Raw genomic sequence first — 16029 nt, 5'->3', positions numbered from 1 at the left:
CAGCACACACAATAGCAATATCAATCGATGCATCGCCAATCCCTTGCGGGCTTCTCCCCCCATGCGGGCGCTTGGTTAGGCCAAGAAGCCGAAAGAATAAAGCCCTCGCCAAGACTTGCCGCATGCAGACCCGCCGGGGTTGCGCGATTGCGGGACGCGGGCGGACAAAAGAGATGCGCGGATGCCACGCCTTTCCTAACGGCTTAAATACACGGTTGGAAAGCTTCGGCGGCCCGGCTAGAGGAGCGCCGCATCGGGCGCTGTGCTGATTGTGCGGGTATTGAAAATGGGACAGAACGCTGTTGACGCGGCATGCTCGTCGCGGGCGGCGGGCGCGGTTGGCCGAAGACGGCACACGACGCGGAGAAAAATCAAACGTTCGGTGACGGTCAGCTTGCTTGCAGTGCTGGTGGCGATCCTGCTGCGCATCGTCATTTTCGGCATGCCCGAGGCGAGCCTGTTTCAGGTCGGCTACGCCTGCCTGGCGGCCTTCGCCTCTTCGCTGATCGGTGTCCTGCTGATCGAGAACGTCAACCGCTATCCAGGCGTTGAGCGCGCTTCCGCAATCGTTCCGTCCTTTGCGGCGGCCTACGGGCTGATCGCGATCGGCCTGCTGATGTTCAAGCTCGATTACAGCCGCTTCGTGCTGATCGGCAGCTTCGTGGCGGTGGTGCTGCTCTCGTACCTCGAACATTTCCGCTACAAGGATGAGCTGGTGCTGCGCATCAGCGTGCTTGCGCAGCCCGACGGGGCAGCGCTCCCGCAGCTCCCCTCGATCGACTGGCTGAAACATTCGGACCATGCCGGCTTCGACCATGCCGATGCGATCGCGGTCGACTTCCGGCTCCCGCTGAGCGACCGCCAGAGCGAGATGCTGGCCGACGCCGCGCTCGCGGGGATTCCGGTCTACAACCTGCGACATCTGATCGAATCGGTGACCGGCGAAGTGACGCTGGAGCATATTTCCGAGACCGCGTACGGATCGCTCACGCCCTCTCCTGTCTACCAGACGATCAAGCATGTGCTCGATCGTCTGATCGCGCTGGTCGTGCTGATCCCGCTGCTGCCGTTCCTGCTGCTGGCGGGGATCGCGATCAAGCTCGACAGCCCGGGCCCGATGATCTTCCGCCAGAGCCGGATGGGCTATCGGGCGCAGCCCTTCACCGTCTACAAGTTCCGCACCATGCAGCATTGCACCGCTCCCACGCCTGCCGGGCTGGACGATCTGGTGACCAAGGATGCGGATGCGCGGGTCACCCGGATCGGCCGCATCTTCCGCCGCACACGGGTCGACGAACTGCCGCAGATCGTGAACATCCTGCTGGGACAGATGAGCTGGATCGGCCCGCGTCCCGAGGCCGAGAAGCTGTCCCGGTGGTACGAGGAGGAAATTCCCTATTACCGCTATCGCCACGTGGTGCGCCCCGGCATCAGCGGCTGGGCACAGACCGTTCAGGGCCATGTCGCCGATGTCGACAGCGTGAGCACCAAGCTCAATCACGATTTCTTCTACATCAAGAATTTCTCCCTTTGGCTCGACCTGCTGATCCTCGCCAAGACGCTGCGCGTGATGGTCAGCGGGTTCGGCTCGAAATAGCTATCATCGACCTGTCACACGAAGCGCACAGGCGGGCGGCCGATGCCCTTCGCAAGCGCGAACCGAGATTGAGGAACACAGCCATTGCATAGCCAGCAACTGATCGATCGCCTGACCAACGGCACCGCCACAATCGGAGTGGTCGGCCTCGGCTATGTCGGCCTGCCGCTGGTGCTGCGCTATTGCGAAAAGGGCTACAAGACGATCGGGTTCGACGTCGATGCCCGCAAGGTCGAGAAGCTGGCCAAGGCGCAAAGCTATATCGAGCATATCTCGGGCAAGGATATCGCCGCGGCAAACGAGGCCGGGTTCGAAGCGACCACCGACATGGCCCGGATCGACGAGGTCGATGCGATCATCCTGTGCGTGCCAACCCCGCTCAACAAATATCGCGAACCCGATCTGACCTACGTGCTCAACACGACCGAGGCGATCGTGCCGCACATGCGCGCAGGTCAGGTCGTCTCGCTCGAAAGCACCACCTGGCCGGGTACCACGGACGAGGAGCTCAAGCCGCGGATCGAGAAATCGGGGCTCACGGTGGGCGAGGAAGTGTTCCTGGTCTATTCGCCCGAGCGCGAGGATCCGGGCAACGAGAAGTTCGAGACCGCGACCATTCCCAAGATCGTCGGCGGGGTGACCGAAACCTGCCACGCAGTCGGCCAGGCGCTCTATGGCGGGGTGATCGACACGGTGGTCCCGGTCAGCTCGACCAAGGTTGCCGAGCTGACCAAGCTGCTCGAAAACATTCACCGCGCGGTCAATATCGGGCTGGTCAACGAGATGAAGATAGTCGCCGACCGGATGGATATCGACATCCACGAGGTGATCCGCGCGGCGGCGACCAAGCCGTTCGGCTTCGTGCCCTATTACCCCGGCCCGGGCCTCGGCGGTCACTGCATCCCGATCGACCCGTTCTACCTCACGTGGAAGGCGCGCGAATTCGGCCTGCACACCCGCTTCATCGAGCTGGCGGGCGAAGTGAACAGCTCGATGCCCGATTTCGTGGTCAACAAGCTGGCGCTGGCGCTCAACGGCAAGCACAAGTCGATCGCGGGCTCGAAGATCCTCGTGCTCGGCATCGCCTACAAGCCCAATGTCGATGACATGCGCGAATCCCCCTCGGTCGAGATCATGGAGAAGTTGCGCGATCTGGGCGCTGACATTCACTACAGCGACCCGCACATCCCGGTCTTCCCCGAAACGCGCGAGCATGATTTCGACCTGTCCTCGGTCGATCTGACGGCGCAATCGCTCGCCGGGTTCGACGCGGTGGTTGTGACCACCGACCACAAGGCCTTCGACTACGACCTGATCCTCGAACACGCCGCCGTCATCCTCGACACGCGCGGCAAGTTCGATCGCAACCACGAAAAGGTGTTCCCGGCATGAGCAACACGCGCATCGCCCAGATCGGCGTCGGCCACTGGGGCAAGAACCTTGCGCGCAATTACGCGCAGCTGGGCGCGCTGGCGGCGGTGGCCGACTATCACGCGCCGACCGCGGAGCGGATCGCACAGGAGCACGGGACCGAGGCGCGCAGCTTCGAGGATATCCTCGCGGATGACAGCATTCACGGCGTGTCGCTGGCGACACCGGCGGAAACCCATGCCGATGTGGCGATTGCCGCGCTCGAAGCGGGCAAGCATGTCTATGTCGAAAAGCCGCTTGCCCTGCTGCCCGCCGACGGAGAGCGGATGGCGGCCAAGGCCGAAGAGGTGGGCAAGATCCTGATGGTCGGCCACCTGCTGCAATACCACCCGATCTTCCGCAAGGCGAAGGAGCTGGTGGCGGGCGGCGCGATCGGCCAGCTGCGCTATGTCTATTCCAACCGCCTCAGCCTGGGCAAATTCCGCACCGAGGAAAACGTCATGTGGTCCTTCGCGCCACACGATTTCTCGATGCTGCTCGCGATGGTGGGTGAAGCGCCCGATGCCGTGACGGCCGAAGGCGCGGCGTGGATCACGCCAGGCATCGCCGACTGGTGCACCGCGCACCTGCAGTTCCCCGGAGGTGTGCGCGGCCATGTGCAGACCTCGTGGAGCCATCCTTTCAAGGAGGCGAGGCTGGTCGCCGTGGGCGATGAGGGCATGCTGGTGTTCGAAGACAGCGCGCCCGAGTGGGATCGCAAGCTTGCGATCTATCGCCACGGGATCGACCGCTCCGGCCCGGCCCCCGCACCGATCAAGGCCGATCCGGAATATATTGCGGTCGAACAGGGCGAGCCGCTGCGTTCCGAATGCCAGCACTTCATCGATTGCATCGAACAGGGCACGCAGCCGCTTACCGATGTGGCCGAGGGACTGCGCGTTCTCAAAGTCCTCGACCGCGCGGAAGCCGCGCTGCAGGCCTCGCTGGGAGAAAACAAATGACCGACAAGAAGCCCTATTTCGCGCATGAAAGCGCCTATGTCGACGAGCCCAGCACGATCGGCGCTGGTACCAAGATCTGGCATTTCAGCCATGTCCTGCCCAACACCACGATCGGCGAGGACTGCGTGCTCGGACAGAACGTGGTCGCCGGGCCCGATGTGACGATCGGCGATAACTGCAAGATCCAGAACAACGTCTCGCTCTACAAGGGTGTCGAGCTGGCCGACGGGGTGTTCTGCGGCCCGTCCTGCGTCTTCACCAACGTGCTGACTCCGCGCGCGGAGATCGAGCGCAAGTCCGAATTCGCACCCACTCCCGTGGGCCGCGGCGCGACCATCGGGGCCAACGCGACCGTCGTGTGTGGCCACCGGATCGGCGATTATGCGATGATCGCGGCCGGTGCCGTGGTTACCAAGGATGTAGCCGATTTTGCGCTGGTCGCGGGCGTTCCGGCAAAGCGGATCGGCTGGGTTTCGCGCACGGGCGAGCGTCTCGACGAGACGCTGGTATGCCCGCGCACGGGCGAGAAATACGAATATGACGCGAGCAGCGACACACTCCGGCTGACGGAAGAAAGGGCCTAACCCCATGCAATTCATCGATCTCGCCGCGCAGCAGCAGCGTATCCGGCCTGCTCTCGACGCGCGCATCGCCGCCGTGCTCGACCACGGCAAATATATCATGGGCCCCGAAGTGGCCGAGTTCGAAGGCAAGCTCGCCGAATTCTGCGGCGCGAAGCACGCGCTGGGCTGCGCCAACGGCACCGACGCGCTGCAGCTGGCGCTGATGGCGCTGGGCGCCGGGCCTGGCGACGCGGTATTCTGTCCCACCTTCACCTTTGCATCCACCGCAGAAATCGTGCCGATGACCGGCGCGACCCCGGTGTTCGTCGATGTCGACGAGCGGACCTACAACCTCGACGTCGAAAGCCTGAAGCGCGCGATCGCCTTCGCCAAGGCCGAGGGAATGAAGCCCGCCGGAGTGATCGCGGTCGACTTGTTCGGCCTGCCCGCCGACTACGACGCGATCGAGGCGGTTGCGCAGGAAAACGGCATGTGGGTCGTGAGCGATTCGGCGCAGGGCTTCGGCGCGGATTACAACGGCCGCCGCACCGGTTCGATCGGTACCATCGCGACCACCAGCTTCTTCCCGGCCAAGCCGCTTGGCTGCTATGGCGATGGTGGTGCGGTGTTCACCGACGACGACGAGCTGCGCGCGCTGCTCGATTCCTACCGCGTGCACGGCAAGGGCACGCACAAGTACGATAACGAGCGGATCGGCCTCAACTCGCGGCTCGACACGCTGCAGGCGGCGATCCTGCTGGAAAAGCTGGCGATCTACGAGGACGAGATCGAAGCCCGCCAGGTGGTCGCCAACCGCTATACCGATGCGCTGGGCGACCTGCTGATCACCCCGCACGTGCCCAATGGCTGCCGTTCGGTGTGGGCACAGTACACCGTGCGCACCCGCGACGGTTCGGGCCGCGATGCGGTGATGGCGACCCTGAAAGAACATGGCGTTCCCTCGGTCGTCTACTACCCGCGCCCACTGCACCTGCAGACCGCCTATTCCTCCTTCCCCGGCGACCCCGAAGGGCTCGCCACGTCGGAGCGGATGGCCAATGAGGTCTTCAGCCTGCCGATGCACCCCTACATGGACGAAGGCACGCAGGCACAGGTGATCGAGGCGCTGCGCGCGGCGGTCGTCCCGGCCTAGCGGCGGAGGGCCCAGGTGACAGGCGCAAATCGTGGTGCAGGACGAGGCAGGGATTTCCGGTATTCGCGAGATCGGCGCGCGCATGGTCGCGGCGACACCGCAAGATAGCGCGAATTTCTTCGGCTTTTACGATCTCTGCCCGTTCTCGCCCGATGGGCGCGACCTGTTGCTGCTCAATTGCCCTGCCGACTGGGTGACCCTGCCCGTGGGGGAGCCTGCACTGGTGCGCCGCTGGCGGCCAGAGGATGCCACTTTCGAGACGCTCGGCGAAACGCGCGGCTGGAACTGGCAGCATGGCGCGCGCCAGCAATGGCTGCGCGACGGATCGATCCTGTACAACGACGTCGACGGGCAGGGGCATGCGGCTGCGCGCCATGTTAGCCCGGATGGCACGCCGATCCGGACGCTCGATATGGCGATCGGCGCGCTGTCCCCCGACGAATCGATTGGCGTTGGGGGCAATTACGCGCGCCTCGCCCGTCTCGACCCGACCTATGGCTATGGCGCCGCCGTCGATCGCCATCTCGGAGAGGGGCCGACGCAGGACGGGCTGTGGAGCGTCAGCATGGCCGATGGGGCCGTGTCGCTGCTGCTCTCCTATGCCGAACTTGCCGAGATTGTAGGTTCGCCCCATTCGGATCGCCGGTTCGTCACCCACCCGGTCTTCTCACCCGACGGGACCCGGCTGGCCTTCTTCGTGACCGATGCGGGCGAGGGCGGGACCACCTATGCCCGGCTGCTGGTGCGCGATTGCGCCAGCGGCAAGGTTCGCGTGGTCGCGCAGGAAAGAGTCAGCCATCCGGCGTGGATCGGTGAGGACCGGATCTGGTATTGGGGCCGCAATTCCGGGGCGGTGCGCGCGCTTGCGACTAATCGGCTGCTCGCCAACCCGGCGGTGCGTGCGGTCGCCAGGTTTGCCCGTCGCCTGCTGCGCGCGCGGATGAACCAGCTGGTGGCCGAAGGGTTCTACGTGTCTGATCTGAACGACGACACGCGCAAACGGGTCGCCGAGCATACCCTCACCGAAGATGGCCATTACAGCTGGCGCGGACAGGGATCGGTCTTGCTGGGCGATACCTATCCCGACGAAGACGCGTGGCTGACCCTGTTGCTGTTCGACCTCGCCTCTGGCCAGCGGGTGGATCTGGCCCGCATCCGGCACGAGGTCGCGACCCGGGAAGAGCCCATGCGGTGTGACCTCCACCCGCGCTGGGATCGATCCGGCACGCGGGTGTGCATCGACTTCGTCACCGACGGATGCCGCCGCACCGGCATTTTCGATGTCGGCCCTGCGCTCTCCCGGCTGGCAACGGCCAGCGCATGAACGAAGAGCCGCCTGTGACACCCGCGCCCGATTCTGGCGCGACCCCGCCGATTGGGCGGATCGCGGCGCTGCGTGGGCGCGTGTCCGCGCTCGCCCAGCAGGGGCTGGTTCGTTCCACCGGGGTGCTGATCGGTGGCACGGTCGGCGCCAATCTCATCACCGCACTCTCGCTCCCGGTGGTGACGCGCCTCTACACCCCCGTAGAGATGAGTGTTCTGGCGGTGTTCGCCAGCCTGCTCCAGACGCTGTACGCGTCGATCTGCCTCCGGTTCGATGTCGCGCTGTCGATGCCCGAGAACGACGAAGACGCGATCAATCTGCTCGCGCTGGGGGCGTTCTTCGCGGTCGTCCTGTCAGGTGTAATCGCGCTCATCCTGCTCGCGCTGCCGGCGTCGGCCTATGATGCGTTCGGCCATCCCGAGCTTGCGGAGCTTATCTGGTTTCTGCCGCCGTCGCTGGCGCTGGCCGGGATCTATAGCCTCATGCAGCTGTGGTATGTGCGGCGAAAGGGCTTCGGCCCGATCGCGCGAAGCCGAATGGTGCAGGCCGGCAGTGGTGCCGCGACCCAGATCGCACTGGGTCTGCTGCGGACCGGACCCTTCGGGCTGCTGCTCGGCTATGCGATCAATTTCAGCGCCGGTTCTATCCTGCTCGGGACACACTTCCTACGCAGCGAGTCGGCGCTGCTGCGCCAAGTTTCGGCGCGCAAGATGCGGGTGTTGTTCCGGGAGTATAGCCGGTTCCCCACCTACTCGGCACCCGAGGCGCTCGCTCATGCTGCGGCTTGGCAGTTGCCGATCGTGCTGATCGCGGCGATGGCGATCGGGCCGGAAGCGGGTTACCTGACCCTCGCGATGTTCGTCGTCCAGGCGCCGATGTCCCTGCTCGGCAACGCATTGTCTCAGGTCTACCTGTCCGAAGCCCCGACCCGTCACCGTGACGGTGCGCTCGGCCCCTTCACCGTCCAGGTCGTCGGCGGCCTTATGCGGATCGGGGTGGGGCCGCTGATCGCGCTGGCGATCGTATCGCCCTTTGCGTTCGCCTTCGTCTTCGGGTCCGAATGGTCGCGCGCCGGCATGCTGGTGGTGTGGCTGACTCCCTGGTTCATCGCGCAGCTGTTGACCGCACCTGTCTCCATGGCGCTGCAGGTCACCAACCGCCAGCGTACCGCCTTCATCGTGCAGTTCGTCGGCCTCGCCCTACGGCTGGGGCTGGTCGTCGCGGTGGGCACGCTGTCGCCCCGTTTTATCTCGGAGGCCTATGCGATTTCAGGTGCGATCTTCTATTTCGGCTACCTTGTTTTGCTGCTTCACGCGGTCGGTGCCCGCGCGGGCGATATTGCGCGCGAGCTGCGCAAGGCTCTGCTGCCGATCGCGGCTTTCTGTGTGCTTGGTGTAGTCGGCGCGGTCGGCGTGCACTGGCTGGACATCGTGCTGTGAAGCGCCGCGTGTTCCTTGGCGCGATGGCTGCGATGCCGCTGGTGTTTGCCGGTGGAGCGTGGACGAGCCGTGCGCGGAGCGTGCGCTGGCTCGATCTGCTGGACGAGCGACGGCGCCGCCAGGTGCTCGTCGGCAGGCCGGAGTTCGATGTTGCCGCCAGCCTGCGCCAGGCTCTCGAATCCCTGCCCGATAACGCAACGCTCGACGCGCGCGACCTGACCGGAGTGGTCGATCTGGCGAGCGATCCGTTTCCGCAGGCCCAGCGCCGCGCCTTTGCGCTTCGCACCGGCGAGGCGACGTTCCGCTTCGATTTCAATCAGGGTTCGATCGCCTTGCCCTCACGCGCGACCTGGCAGGGTGAGCGCACACGGATCGAGCCTGCCCGCCCGATCGAGCGCGTGCTGACCGACGCCTCGCCCGCGGGAGGACTGGTCACCACTGCCATCGCTCCGGGCCTGTGCAGCGGGCGTGCGGGTAGCGACACGATCGAATTGTCGCATCCGGTCGAGGCGCAAAGTCTGATGCCGGGGATGCGGGTCGCGATTTTCGGCCTGCGCGAGACGCCATCGCTGGCAACTTCGCTGGCATCCTCGATCGGACCGCAAACCCAGGAATTCGCCTTCGCCGGGAATGTCGATTCAACCATCGGGGCATCGCAGGTCTATCTGAGGATCGGCGAGGAAATCGTGCTCGGTACGGTCGCACAGGGTCGTCTGCTCGTCTCCGCCGATGGTCGCGGTGCGCTGGGCACGCAGCCCGCTTCGCATCGGGCCGGGGCGCAGATCGTACCGCAGCTGAGCTTCCTCGCCTCCATCACCGGAGTGACAGGCACAGCGGTGACGCTCGACCGGCGGCTACCGCGCACTATTGTGCGGGCGCCGTTCCGTGCCGGTTCGGTCGGTTCCCGGCTGGTGGGCCGGTTTGAGATCGACGGCAGCTACCAGGGCGGCGAGGCGGGGGCGTTTAGCTGCCTTGCCTCGACCCTCTCTCAAGATTTCATGGTTGAAGGAGAGATCGCCCTGTCCCGTGCCTCGCACGGCGGGTTCATGGGCTTCGGCTGTTCGGGCGGGCAGATCGCGCTGGCGAGCGTGACCGCGATCGGCCGTCCGGAAAAGCAGTTTGGGGGCAGCATCTGGCTGTACGGGTCGGCGAGCGACAACCGTGTCTCGGCCGGAATTCTCAGCGACGGCAATGGCGGCATCTTCATCGACGACAAGTCCTACGGCGTGTCGCTCTACGCGCTCGAAGGGCCGAGCGACGACAACAAGGTCAATATCGGCCAGATCCTGCGGCACCGGGTCGCAGGCCAGATCAGCGGGTCGAGCGGCAATGTGGTGGCGATCGGCCTCGCCCAAGTGAGCGATACCGCGTTCATCGTCGATCGGGGGGTGGGCCAGTCTTCGCAGGCGGTCAGGACCGATCGCAACATCGTCGAAATCGGCAAGCTGACCGGGGCCAACCGGGTGTTCGGCGACGCCCTGGGCGAAACCGAAATGCGCGGATCGTTCCGCATTGAGCAATAGCGCGATGGGAGGATTGGTCACGCTGGCAGGCTCTGCTAACCCGAGCCGGTTCAAACTTTTTTCCGATCCAAGACAGCCGCGTCACCGCGTGACGCGATACAGCGGAACACCGTCATGCTAAATCCTGCCCAGCCAACCGTCGCCCACCGGTCGCCGACAGCGCGCGCCGGCCAGGTTCTGCTGGAAACGCTCGATTCAAGTACAGCGGTCGTGATCTGCTCGTTGATCTTCGCGTGGACCATCCACCAGGCGCATATCACGATCCTCAATCCCTACTGGGACTATGTCGGCTTCACCTACATTGCCCCCACACTCCCTGCCGTTGGCCTCATAATACTGCTGATCACGATCGGTTCGATGGCCATGCCGGTTCGGCTAGAGCGGCCTTCGTCGGTGATCCTGCTGTTTCTCCACGTGACCGTGTTCGTTCCCGGAGTCACCATCGCGCTGTGCCTGCGGATCGACAGCGTGCAGGCGTTCGCGCCGATGTTGATTGTGCTTACCCTGGTTCATGCCCTCACGGGGCTGGTTTCGCGCAACGGGCCGGCGCCGCCCGACGGCGAACACTTCGTGCCGGGCCCCCAGATTACCCTGCTGCTGATAGGGGTGTGGGCGCTTGTTTCGCTGGTACTCGTGTATGTCTATCGCGACATCATGCAGTTCGCGAGCCTGGACGATGTCTACGTCCAGCGTTTCGCGGTGGATCGCGGCATCAGTATCATGGGTTACGTGCGTTCCTACTATGCGAACCTCATTTGCCCGGCCCTGATTGCTATCGGTCTGTTGCGGAAGAACGTTCTGGTCGTCGCGATCGGCACCCTCGGCTGCGTACTTTCCTACACGATCGATGCGCAGAAGACGGCGCTGGCTATGCCGGTTCTGATTATCGGCATGTATTACGCGCTGGTTTACGCTGGCAACGTCGCGAAGCTGGTGGTTGTACCGATTTCGTTCCTTGCCTTCGTAACGCTCGTCGCCGTGCTGATCCGCAGCACCGAGATCGGGTTCTTCATCCAGTCGGTGTTTATCACCCGCGGGATCGCGATCCCTTCGCTGACCCTGGTCCAGTATCAGGAGCTCTTTGCCACTTACGGCTATACCTGGTGGAGCAATATCACCGGACTTTCGCTGATCATCCCTCCTCCCCCCGGGTTCGCGACCGATCCTGCGTGGCCTGTTCTGGGCCAGATCGTGGGGGACCACTATTATGGCGCAAGCATCAACCTGAATGCGAACGCAAACCCCTATTCGGGCGAGGGGCTGGCCGCGGGCGGACTGATCGGCCTGACGGTGATCGGCATCGTCATGGCGATCTTCCTGCGGATCTACGACCTGTGCGTTGCCGGATGGGATCGTCTGTTCGTCCTGCTGATCGCGGTGCCGATCGGCTTCGCGCTCAGCAACGCGCATCTCAGCACTGTGCTCGTGTCTTTCGGCCTTGGCGCGTGGCTGCTGATTTTCAGTTTATACAAGCCCGGCGGGGCGAAGAGGATCTGATGAAAATCTTCATGCTGTGCGATTTCTTCAACGAAGAACTCGAATATCAGGAAAACCATCTCGTCGATTACTACCGCCGCCATGGTCACGAGGTCATCGTGGTGTGCTCGCTCTACGAGAACGTGTTCGAATATTACACCGACAAGAAGGTCGACGGGCCGCGCCGCGATTACGAAGTCAACGGCGCGCGGATCGTCAAGCTGCCTTACCGGTACAACATCCTCAATCGCATGCGCGCCTATCCGAAGATCGATCGCTTGCTGGAGGAGTTCGAGCCTGACCTGATCTTCGTCCACGACATCATGCTGAACCTGCCGGAATGCATCGCTTACGTGAAGAAGCACCCGCGCACGAAGATGATCATGGATTATCACGCGGACTATTCGAACAGTGGCAAGAACTGGGTTTCGCTCAAGATCCTGCACGGGGTGCTGCGCAAGCGCTTTCTCGACAAGGCGCGCCCGCACCTGTCGATGATCTATCCCATCGTCCCCGCCGGGATCGACTTCCTGAACGAGGTCTACGGCGTCCCGCGTGACGAGATGAGCCTGCTGCCGCTGGGTACGGACCTGGAATATGGCGCGCAGGTGCATGCCTCCGGTGCGGGCCGGGCCATCCGGCGCGAGCTGGGCATTCCCGAGAATCACTTCGTCATTTTCACCGGGGGCAAGCTGACCCCATTCAAGCGCACCGAAACCCTGATAGAGGCGGTGAATTCGCTGGGGCGGGACAACGTGCATCTGCTGGTCGCCGGGGCGGCCGGACCCAATGAGGCGGAATATTTCGCCGGGCTCGAACAACTGGCCGAAGGCAATCCGCGTATCCATTTCCGCGGCTGGCAGGACAAGCTGGGCGTGTATCGCCATCTCGACGCGGCGGACATCGCGGTGTTCCCGGCCAGCCAGTCGATCCTGTGGCAGCAATCGATCGGCATGGGGCTGCCGGTGATCGTGGGCGACCGCTCCGAATTCATGGTTCCGTCCGATGCCAGCTATCTCAACCGCAACGGCAACCTCATCGTGCTCGACCACGAAGAGGAGACCGCCCCCCAGATCGAACGGCTGCTGCGCGGCCTGATCGACGATCGCGCAGCGCTGGCCAGGATGGCCGCAGGCGCGCGCCGAACCGCGGATGAGATGCTCGACTGGAACAAGCTGATCGAAGAGACGCTCAGCCATTTGCCCCAGGAGGTGGATTCTTGACGACGGCACTTGCGAACGACGTTCGAACCGTAACGGGCTCGCATCGCCCTGTGAAAGCTCTCGCGATGAAGAAAAAGTCGATCCGCCGGGTCGATCCGCACGAGCCCAAGGCTCGCTGGTGATGCGGCTCTGCACCACCCCTGCACGGGCGGGCTTTCGGGGGTTGGTAACGCGGGACTTGTCCGCTATCAGCCCGCCGAACATCCCTTGAGGTTTCCCGAACATGTCCGAGACCCCGGCCCAGGCGCGGCCTTACCAGATATGTACAAACTGTATCATGGACACGAGCGATTCGAAGATCGTGTTCGACGAAAACGGTGTGTGCGAATACTGTAACAACTATTACAGCAACATCCTGCCCAACTGGCACACGGACGAGCGCGGCGAGCGCGAGATCATGGCGCAGATCGAGAAGATCAAGCGCGACGGCGAGGGCAAGGATCACGACTGCCTGATCGGCCTCTCCGGCGGGGTCGATTCCAGCTACGTCGTGCACCACGCGAAGGAAAAGTTCGGCCTGCGCCCGCTGCTCTACCACGTGGATGCCGGCTGGAACTCGCAGCAGGCGGTCAATAATATCGAAAAGCTGGTCGATGGGCTCGACCTCGACCTCTATACCGAGGTCGTCAACTGGCCCGAGATGCGCGACCTCCAGCTGGCCTTCTTCAAGGCGCAGGTGCCGCATCTCGACACCCCGCAGGACCACGCCTTCTTCGCCGGGCTTTACAACTTCGCGGCCAAGAACAAGGTCAAGTACATCCTGACCGGCGCGAACTACTCGACCGAATGCGTGCGCGAGCCGCTTGAGTGGCATTACCACGCGTCGGACCTGCGCCAGCTGAAGGACATCCACAAACGCTTCGGCACGCGTCCGCTCAAGACCTTCCCTCTCGCAGGGATCTTCAAGTTCAAGATCTACTACCGCTACGTCCACGGCGTGCAGGTGGTGAAGCCCTTGAACTACATGCCTTACCACAAGGAACAGGCGATCGAGGAGCTGGTCGGGATCTACGGCTGGCAGCGCTATGCCCACAAGCACTATGAATCGCGCTTCACGCGGTTCTACGAAGGCTACTGGCTGCCGAGCAAGTTCGGTTACGACAAGCGCCGCGCGCACTTCTCCTCGCTGATCCTGACCGAGCAGATGAGCCGCGAGGAAGCGCTCGAAAAGATCGCGATCCCCGCCTACACGCCGGAGCAGATCGCCGAAGACTTCGAATATATCGCGACCAAGCTGGGCCTTACGGTCGAAGAGCTGCAGGCGCTTCACGACGGGCCGAACAAGACCCACTTCGACTACAAGAACAACACTGCCTTGATCGATCTGGGCACCACGGTGATGCGCAAGCTCGGCCTGCAACGTTCGGTGATGCGTTGATCACCATCGTCGACTACGGCCTCGGCAATATCGCCGCCTTCCTGAACATGTACAAGCGCCTGAACATTCCGGCGCGGGCGGTTCAGACGGCGGCGGAGCTGGCAACGGCGGAGCGGATCGTGCTCCCCGGCGTGGGCGCGTTCGACTATGCGATGGAACTGCTCGATGCATCGGGCATGCGTGAAACGCTCGACGAGATGGTGACGCAGAAGAAAGTCCCCGTGGTAGGCATCTGCGTCGGCATGCAGATCCTCCTCGATGGCAGTGACGAGGGCACGCGCGAAGGGCTCGGCTGGGTGCCCGGGCGGACCCGCGCCTTTGCCAAGCGCAACGATATGGAAGGCCTGCCGCTGCCGCATATGGGCTGGAACGACGTGACGCCGGGAAGCGGGCGCGTGCTGTTCGATGCGCTGGACGAAGATCCGCGCTTCTACTTCCTCCATTCCTATTACGTCGAGCCGGCGGAGCAGTCCGACGTCGCGGCGACCGCGCATTACGGGTTCGACTTCGCCTGCGCGATCCATCGCGACAATGTGTGGGGCGTGCAGTTCCACCCGGAAAAGAGCCACCATTTCGGCGCCGCCGTGCTGAAGAGCTTTGCGGAGCTGTAAGACCTGATGCTGCGTCCCCGGATCATCCCCTGCCTGCTGGTGCACGAAGGCGGCCTCGTGAAGACGGTCGGCTTCGGCAACCCGAAATATGTCGGCGACCCGATCAATGCGGTGAAGATCTTCAACGAGAAGGAAAGCGACGAGCTGATCGTCGTCGATATCGACGCGAGCGTGACCGGCGCGGAGCCCGATTTCCAGATGATCGCGCACCTCGCCGCCGAATGCCGCATGCCGCTGTGCTATGGCGGCGGGGTGAAGACTGCGGCGCAGGCCAAGCGGATCGTCAGCCTGGGCGTGGAAAAGGTTGCGGTCAGCGCCGCAGCGGCCGAGCGCCCGGCACTGATCGGCGAGATGGCCAACGAGGTCGGCCGCCAGAGCGTGGTCACCGTGATCGACTACAAGAAGCGGCGGCTGCGCGGCGGCTACGAAATGGTCACCCACAACGCGACCCGCAACGCCAAGCGCGATCCCGTGGAATTCGCGATCGAAGCCGAGGCGCAGGGCGCGGGCGAGATCGTGCTCAACTCGGTCGACAATGACGGCAAGATGACCGGTTACGACCTGACGCTGGCCAAGCAGCTGCGCGAGAAGGTCGATGTGCCGATTACAATTCTGGGCGGGGCTGGGTCGCTCGACGATATTGCCGAGGCGATCCGCGAAATGGGCATCATCGGCCTGGCGGCGGGCAGCCTGTTCGTCTTCAAGGGCAAGCTGCGCGCGGTGCTGATCAGCTATCCGCAGCCCGATGCCAAGGAACAACTCATCCGCGACGCCATGGCGGCGCGCGGGCAAGCGTAAGCCGAGGGGACACGCGAGACATGTTTACCGACAAGACCCTGCTGATCACGGGCGGGACCGGCTCTTTCGGCAATGCCACGCTGCGCCGGTTCCTCGATTCCGACATCAAGGAAATCCGCATCTTCTCGCGCGACGAGAAGAAGCAGGACGATATGCGCAAGGCCTATGCCAGCGACCGGCTCAAGTTCTACCTCGGCGACGTGCGCGACGAGGCGAGCGTTTCCGCCGCAATGCGCGGGGTCGACTACGTCTTCCACGCCGCTGCGCTGAAGCAGGTGCCGAGCTGCGAATTCTACCCCATGCAGGCGGTCAAGACCAACGTGATGGGCACGGAGAACGTGCTGCGCAGCGCGATCGATGCCGGGGTCGAGCGGGTGGTGTGCCTGTCGACCGACAAGGCCGTCTACCCGATCAACGCGATGGGCATTTCCAAGGCGATGATGGAAAAGGTCATGGTCTCCTCCTCGCGCAATCTCGAAGGCTTCGACACGACCATCTGCGGCACCCGCTATGGCAATGTGATGGCCTCGCGAGGGTCGGTGATCCCGCTGTTTGTACGCCAGATCCTCGAT

14 protein-coding genes are annotated in these 16029 nt (G+C 63.7%); all 14 read left to right on the top strand.

Annotated elements, in window-relative coordinates; all coding sequences use genetic code 11:
* The first annotated feature begins 382 nt into the window (after window positions 1-382).
* Entirely contained in the window at window positions 383-1597 is a 1215-nt protein-coding gene (locus K7H93_RS16115) for a sugar transferase (RefSeq protein WP_230784442.1), read from the top strand.
* 84 nt (window positions 1598-1681) lie between these two features.
* Window positions 1682-2989 (top strand): nucleotide sugar dehydrogenase, encoded by a 1308-nt coding sequence (locus K7H93_RS15870; RefSeq protein ID WP_230784441.1) that lies wholly within the window; start codon window positions 1682-1684, stop codon window positions 2987-2989.
* Window positions 2986-3969, top strand: coding sequence for a Gfo/Idh/MocA family protein (locus K7H93_RS15865; RefSeq protein WP_230784440.1), 984 nt, complete (start codon window positions 2986-2988; stop codon window positions 3967-3969). Before K7H93_RS15870 ends, K7H93_RS15865 begins: the two co-directional genes overlap by 4 nt.
* Complete coding sequence (locus K7H93_RS15860) at window positions 3966-4553, top strand: acyltransferase (protein WP_276530715.1); 588 nt, start codon at window positions 3966-3968, stop codon at window positions 4551-4553. The genes K7H93_RS15865 and K7H93_RS15860 overlap by 4 nt, the downstream gene beginning before the upstream one ends.
* Window positions 4554-4557: 4 nt before the next feature.
* The gene (locus K7H93_RS15855; protein ID WP_010232994.1) at window positions 4558-5685 is read left to right on the top strand and encodes a DegT/DnrJ/EryC1/StrS family aminotransferase; all 1128 of its coding nucleotides are present in this window, start codon (window positions 4558-4560) and stop codon (window positions 5683-5685) included.
* A 31-nt stretch (window positions 5686-5716) separates the two neighbouring features.
* A complete protein-coding gene (locus K7H93_RS15850) occupies window positions 5717-7009 on the top strand; it encodes a hypothetical protein (RefSeq protein ID WP_230784439.1) in 1293 nt (430 codons plus the stop codon).
* Window positions 7006-8448, top strand: a complete 1443-nt coding sequence (locus K7H93_RS15845) for a lipopolysaccharide biosynthesis protein (protein ID WP_230784438.1) — start codon at window positions 7006-7008, stop codon at window positions 8446-8448. The genes K7H93_RS15850 and K7H93_RS15845 overlap by 4 nt, the downstream gene beginning before the upstream one ends.
* Window positions 8445-9971, top strand: a complete 1527-nt coding sequence (locus K7H93_RS15840) for a hypothetical protein (protein ID WP_230784437.1) — start codon at window positions 8445-8447, stop codon at window positions 9969-9971. Before K7H93_RS15845 ends, K7H93_RS15840 begins: the two co-directional genes overlap by 4 nt.
* 114 nt (window positions 9972-10085) lie before the next feature.
* The gene (locus tag K7H93_RS15835; RefSeq protein WP_230784436.1) at window positions 10086-11468 is read left to right on the top strand and encodes a hypothetical protein; all 1383 of its coding nucleotides are present in this window, start codon (window positions 10086-10088) and stop codon (window positions 11466-11468) included.
* On the top strand, window positions 11468-12670 hold the full coding sequence (locus K7H93_RS15830; protein ID WP_230784435.1) for a glycosyltransferase family 4 protein: 1203 nt from the start codon (window positions 11468-11470) through the stop codon (window positions 12668-12670). Before K7H93_RS15835 ends, K7H93_RS15830 begins: the two co-directional genes overlap by 1 nt.
* 223 nt (window positions 12671-12893) lie before the next feature.
* Complete coding sequence (locus tag K7H93_RS15825; RefSeq protein ID WP_269060344.1) at window positions 12894-14048, top strand: N-acetyl sugar amidotransferase; 1155 nt, start codon at window positions 12894-12896, stop codon at window positions 14046-14048.
* Window positions 14045-14659, top strand: coding sequence for an imidazole glycerol phosphate synthase subunit HisH (gene hisH, locus K7H93_RS15820; protein ID WP_230784434.1), 615 nt, complete (start codon window positions 14045-14047; stop codon window positions 14657-14659). The genes K7H93_RS15825 and hisH overlap by 4 nt, the downstream gene beginning before the upstream one ends.
* Window positions 14660-14665: 6 nt before the next feature.
* A complete protein-coding gene (locus K7H93_RS15815) occupies window positions 14666-15457 on the top strand; it encodes an AglZ/HisF2 family acetamidino modification protein (RefSeq protein WP_010232980.1) in 792 nt (263 codons plus the stop codon).
* A gap of 20 nt (window positions 15458-15477) precedes the next feature.
* A partial coding sequence (locus tag K7H93_RS15810) for a polysaccharide biosynthesis protein (protein ID WP_230784433.1) occupies window positions 15478-16029 on the top strand: 552 nt, incomplete at its 3' end.

Source organism: Citromicrobium bathyomarinum (genome assembly GCF_021021475.1).
GTDB lineage: Bacteria > Pseudomonadota > Alphaproteobacteria > Sphingomonadales > Sphingomonadaceae > Alteriqipengyuania > Alteriqipengyuania bathyomarina.
The sequence above is the reverse complement of the archived record's forward strand: the minus strand, read 5'-3'. Positions and strand labels throughout refer to the sequence as shown.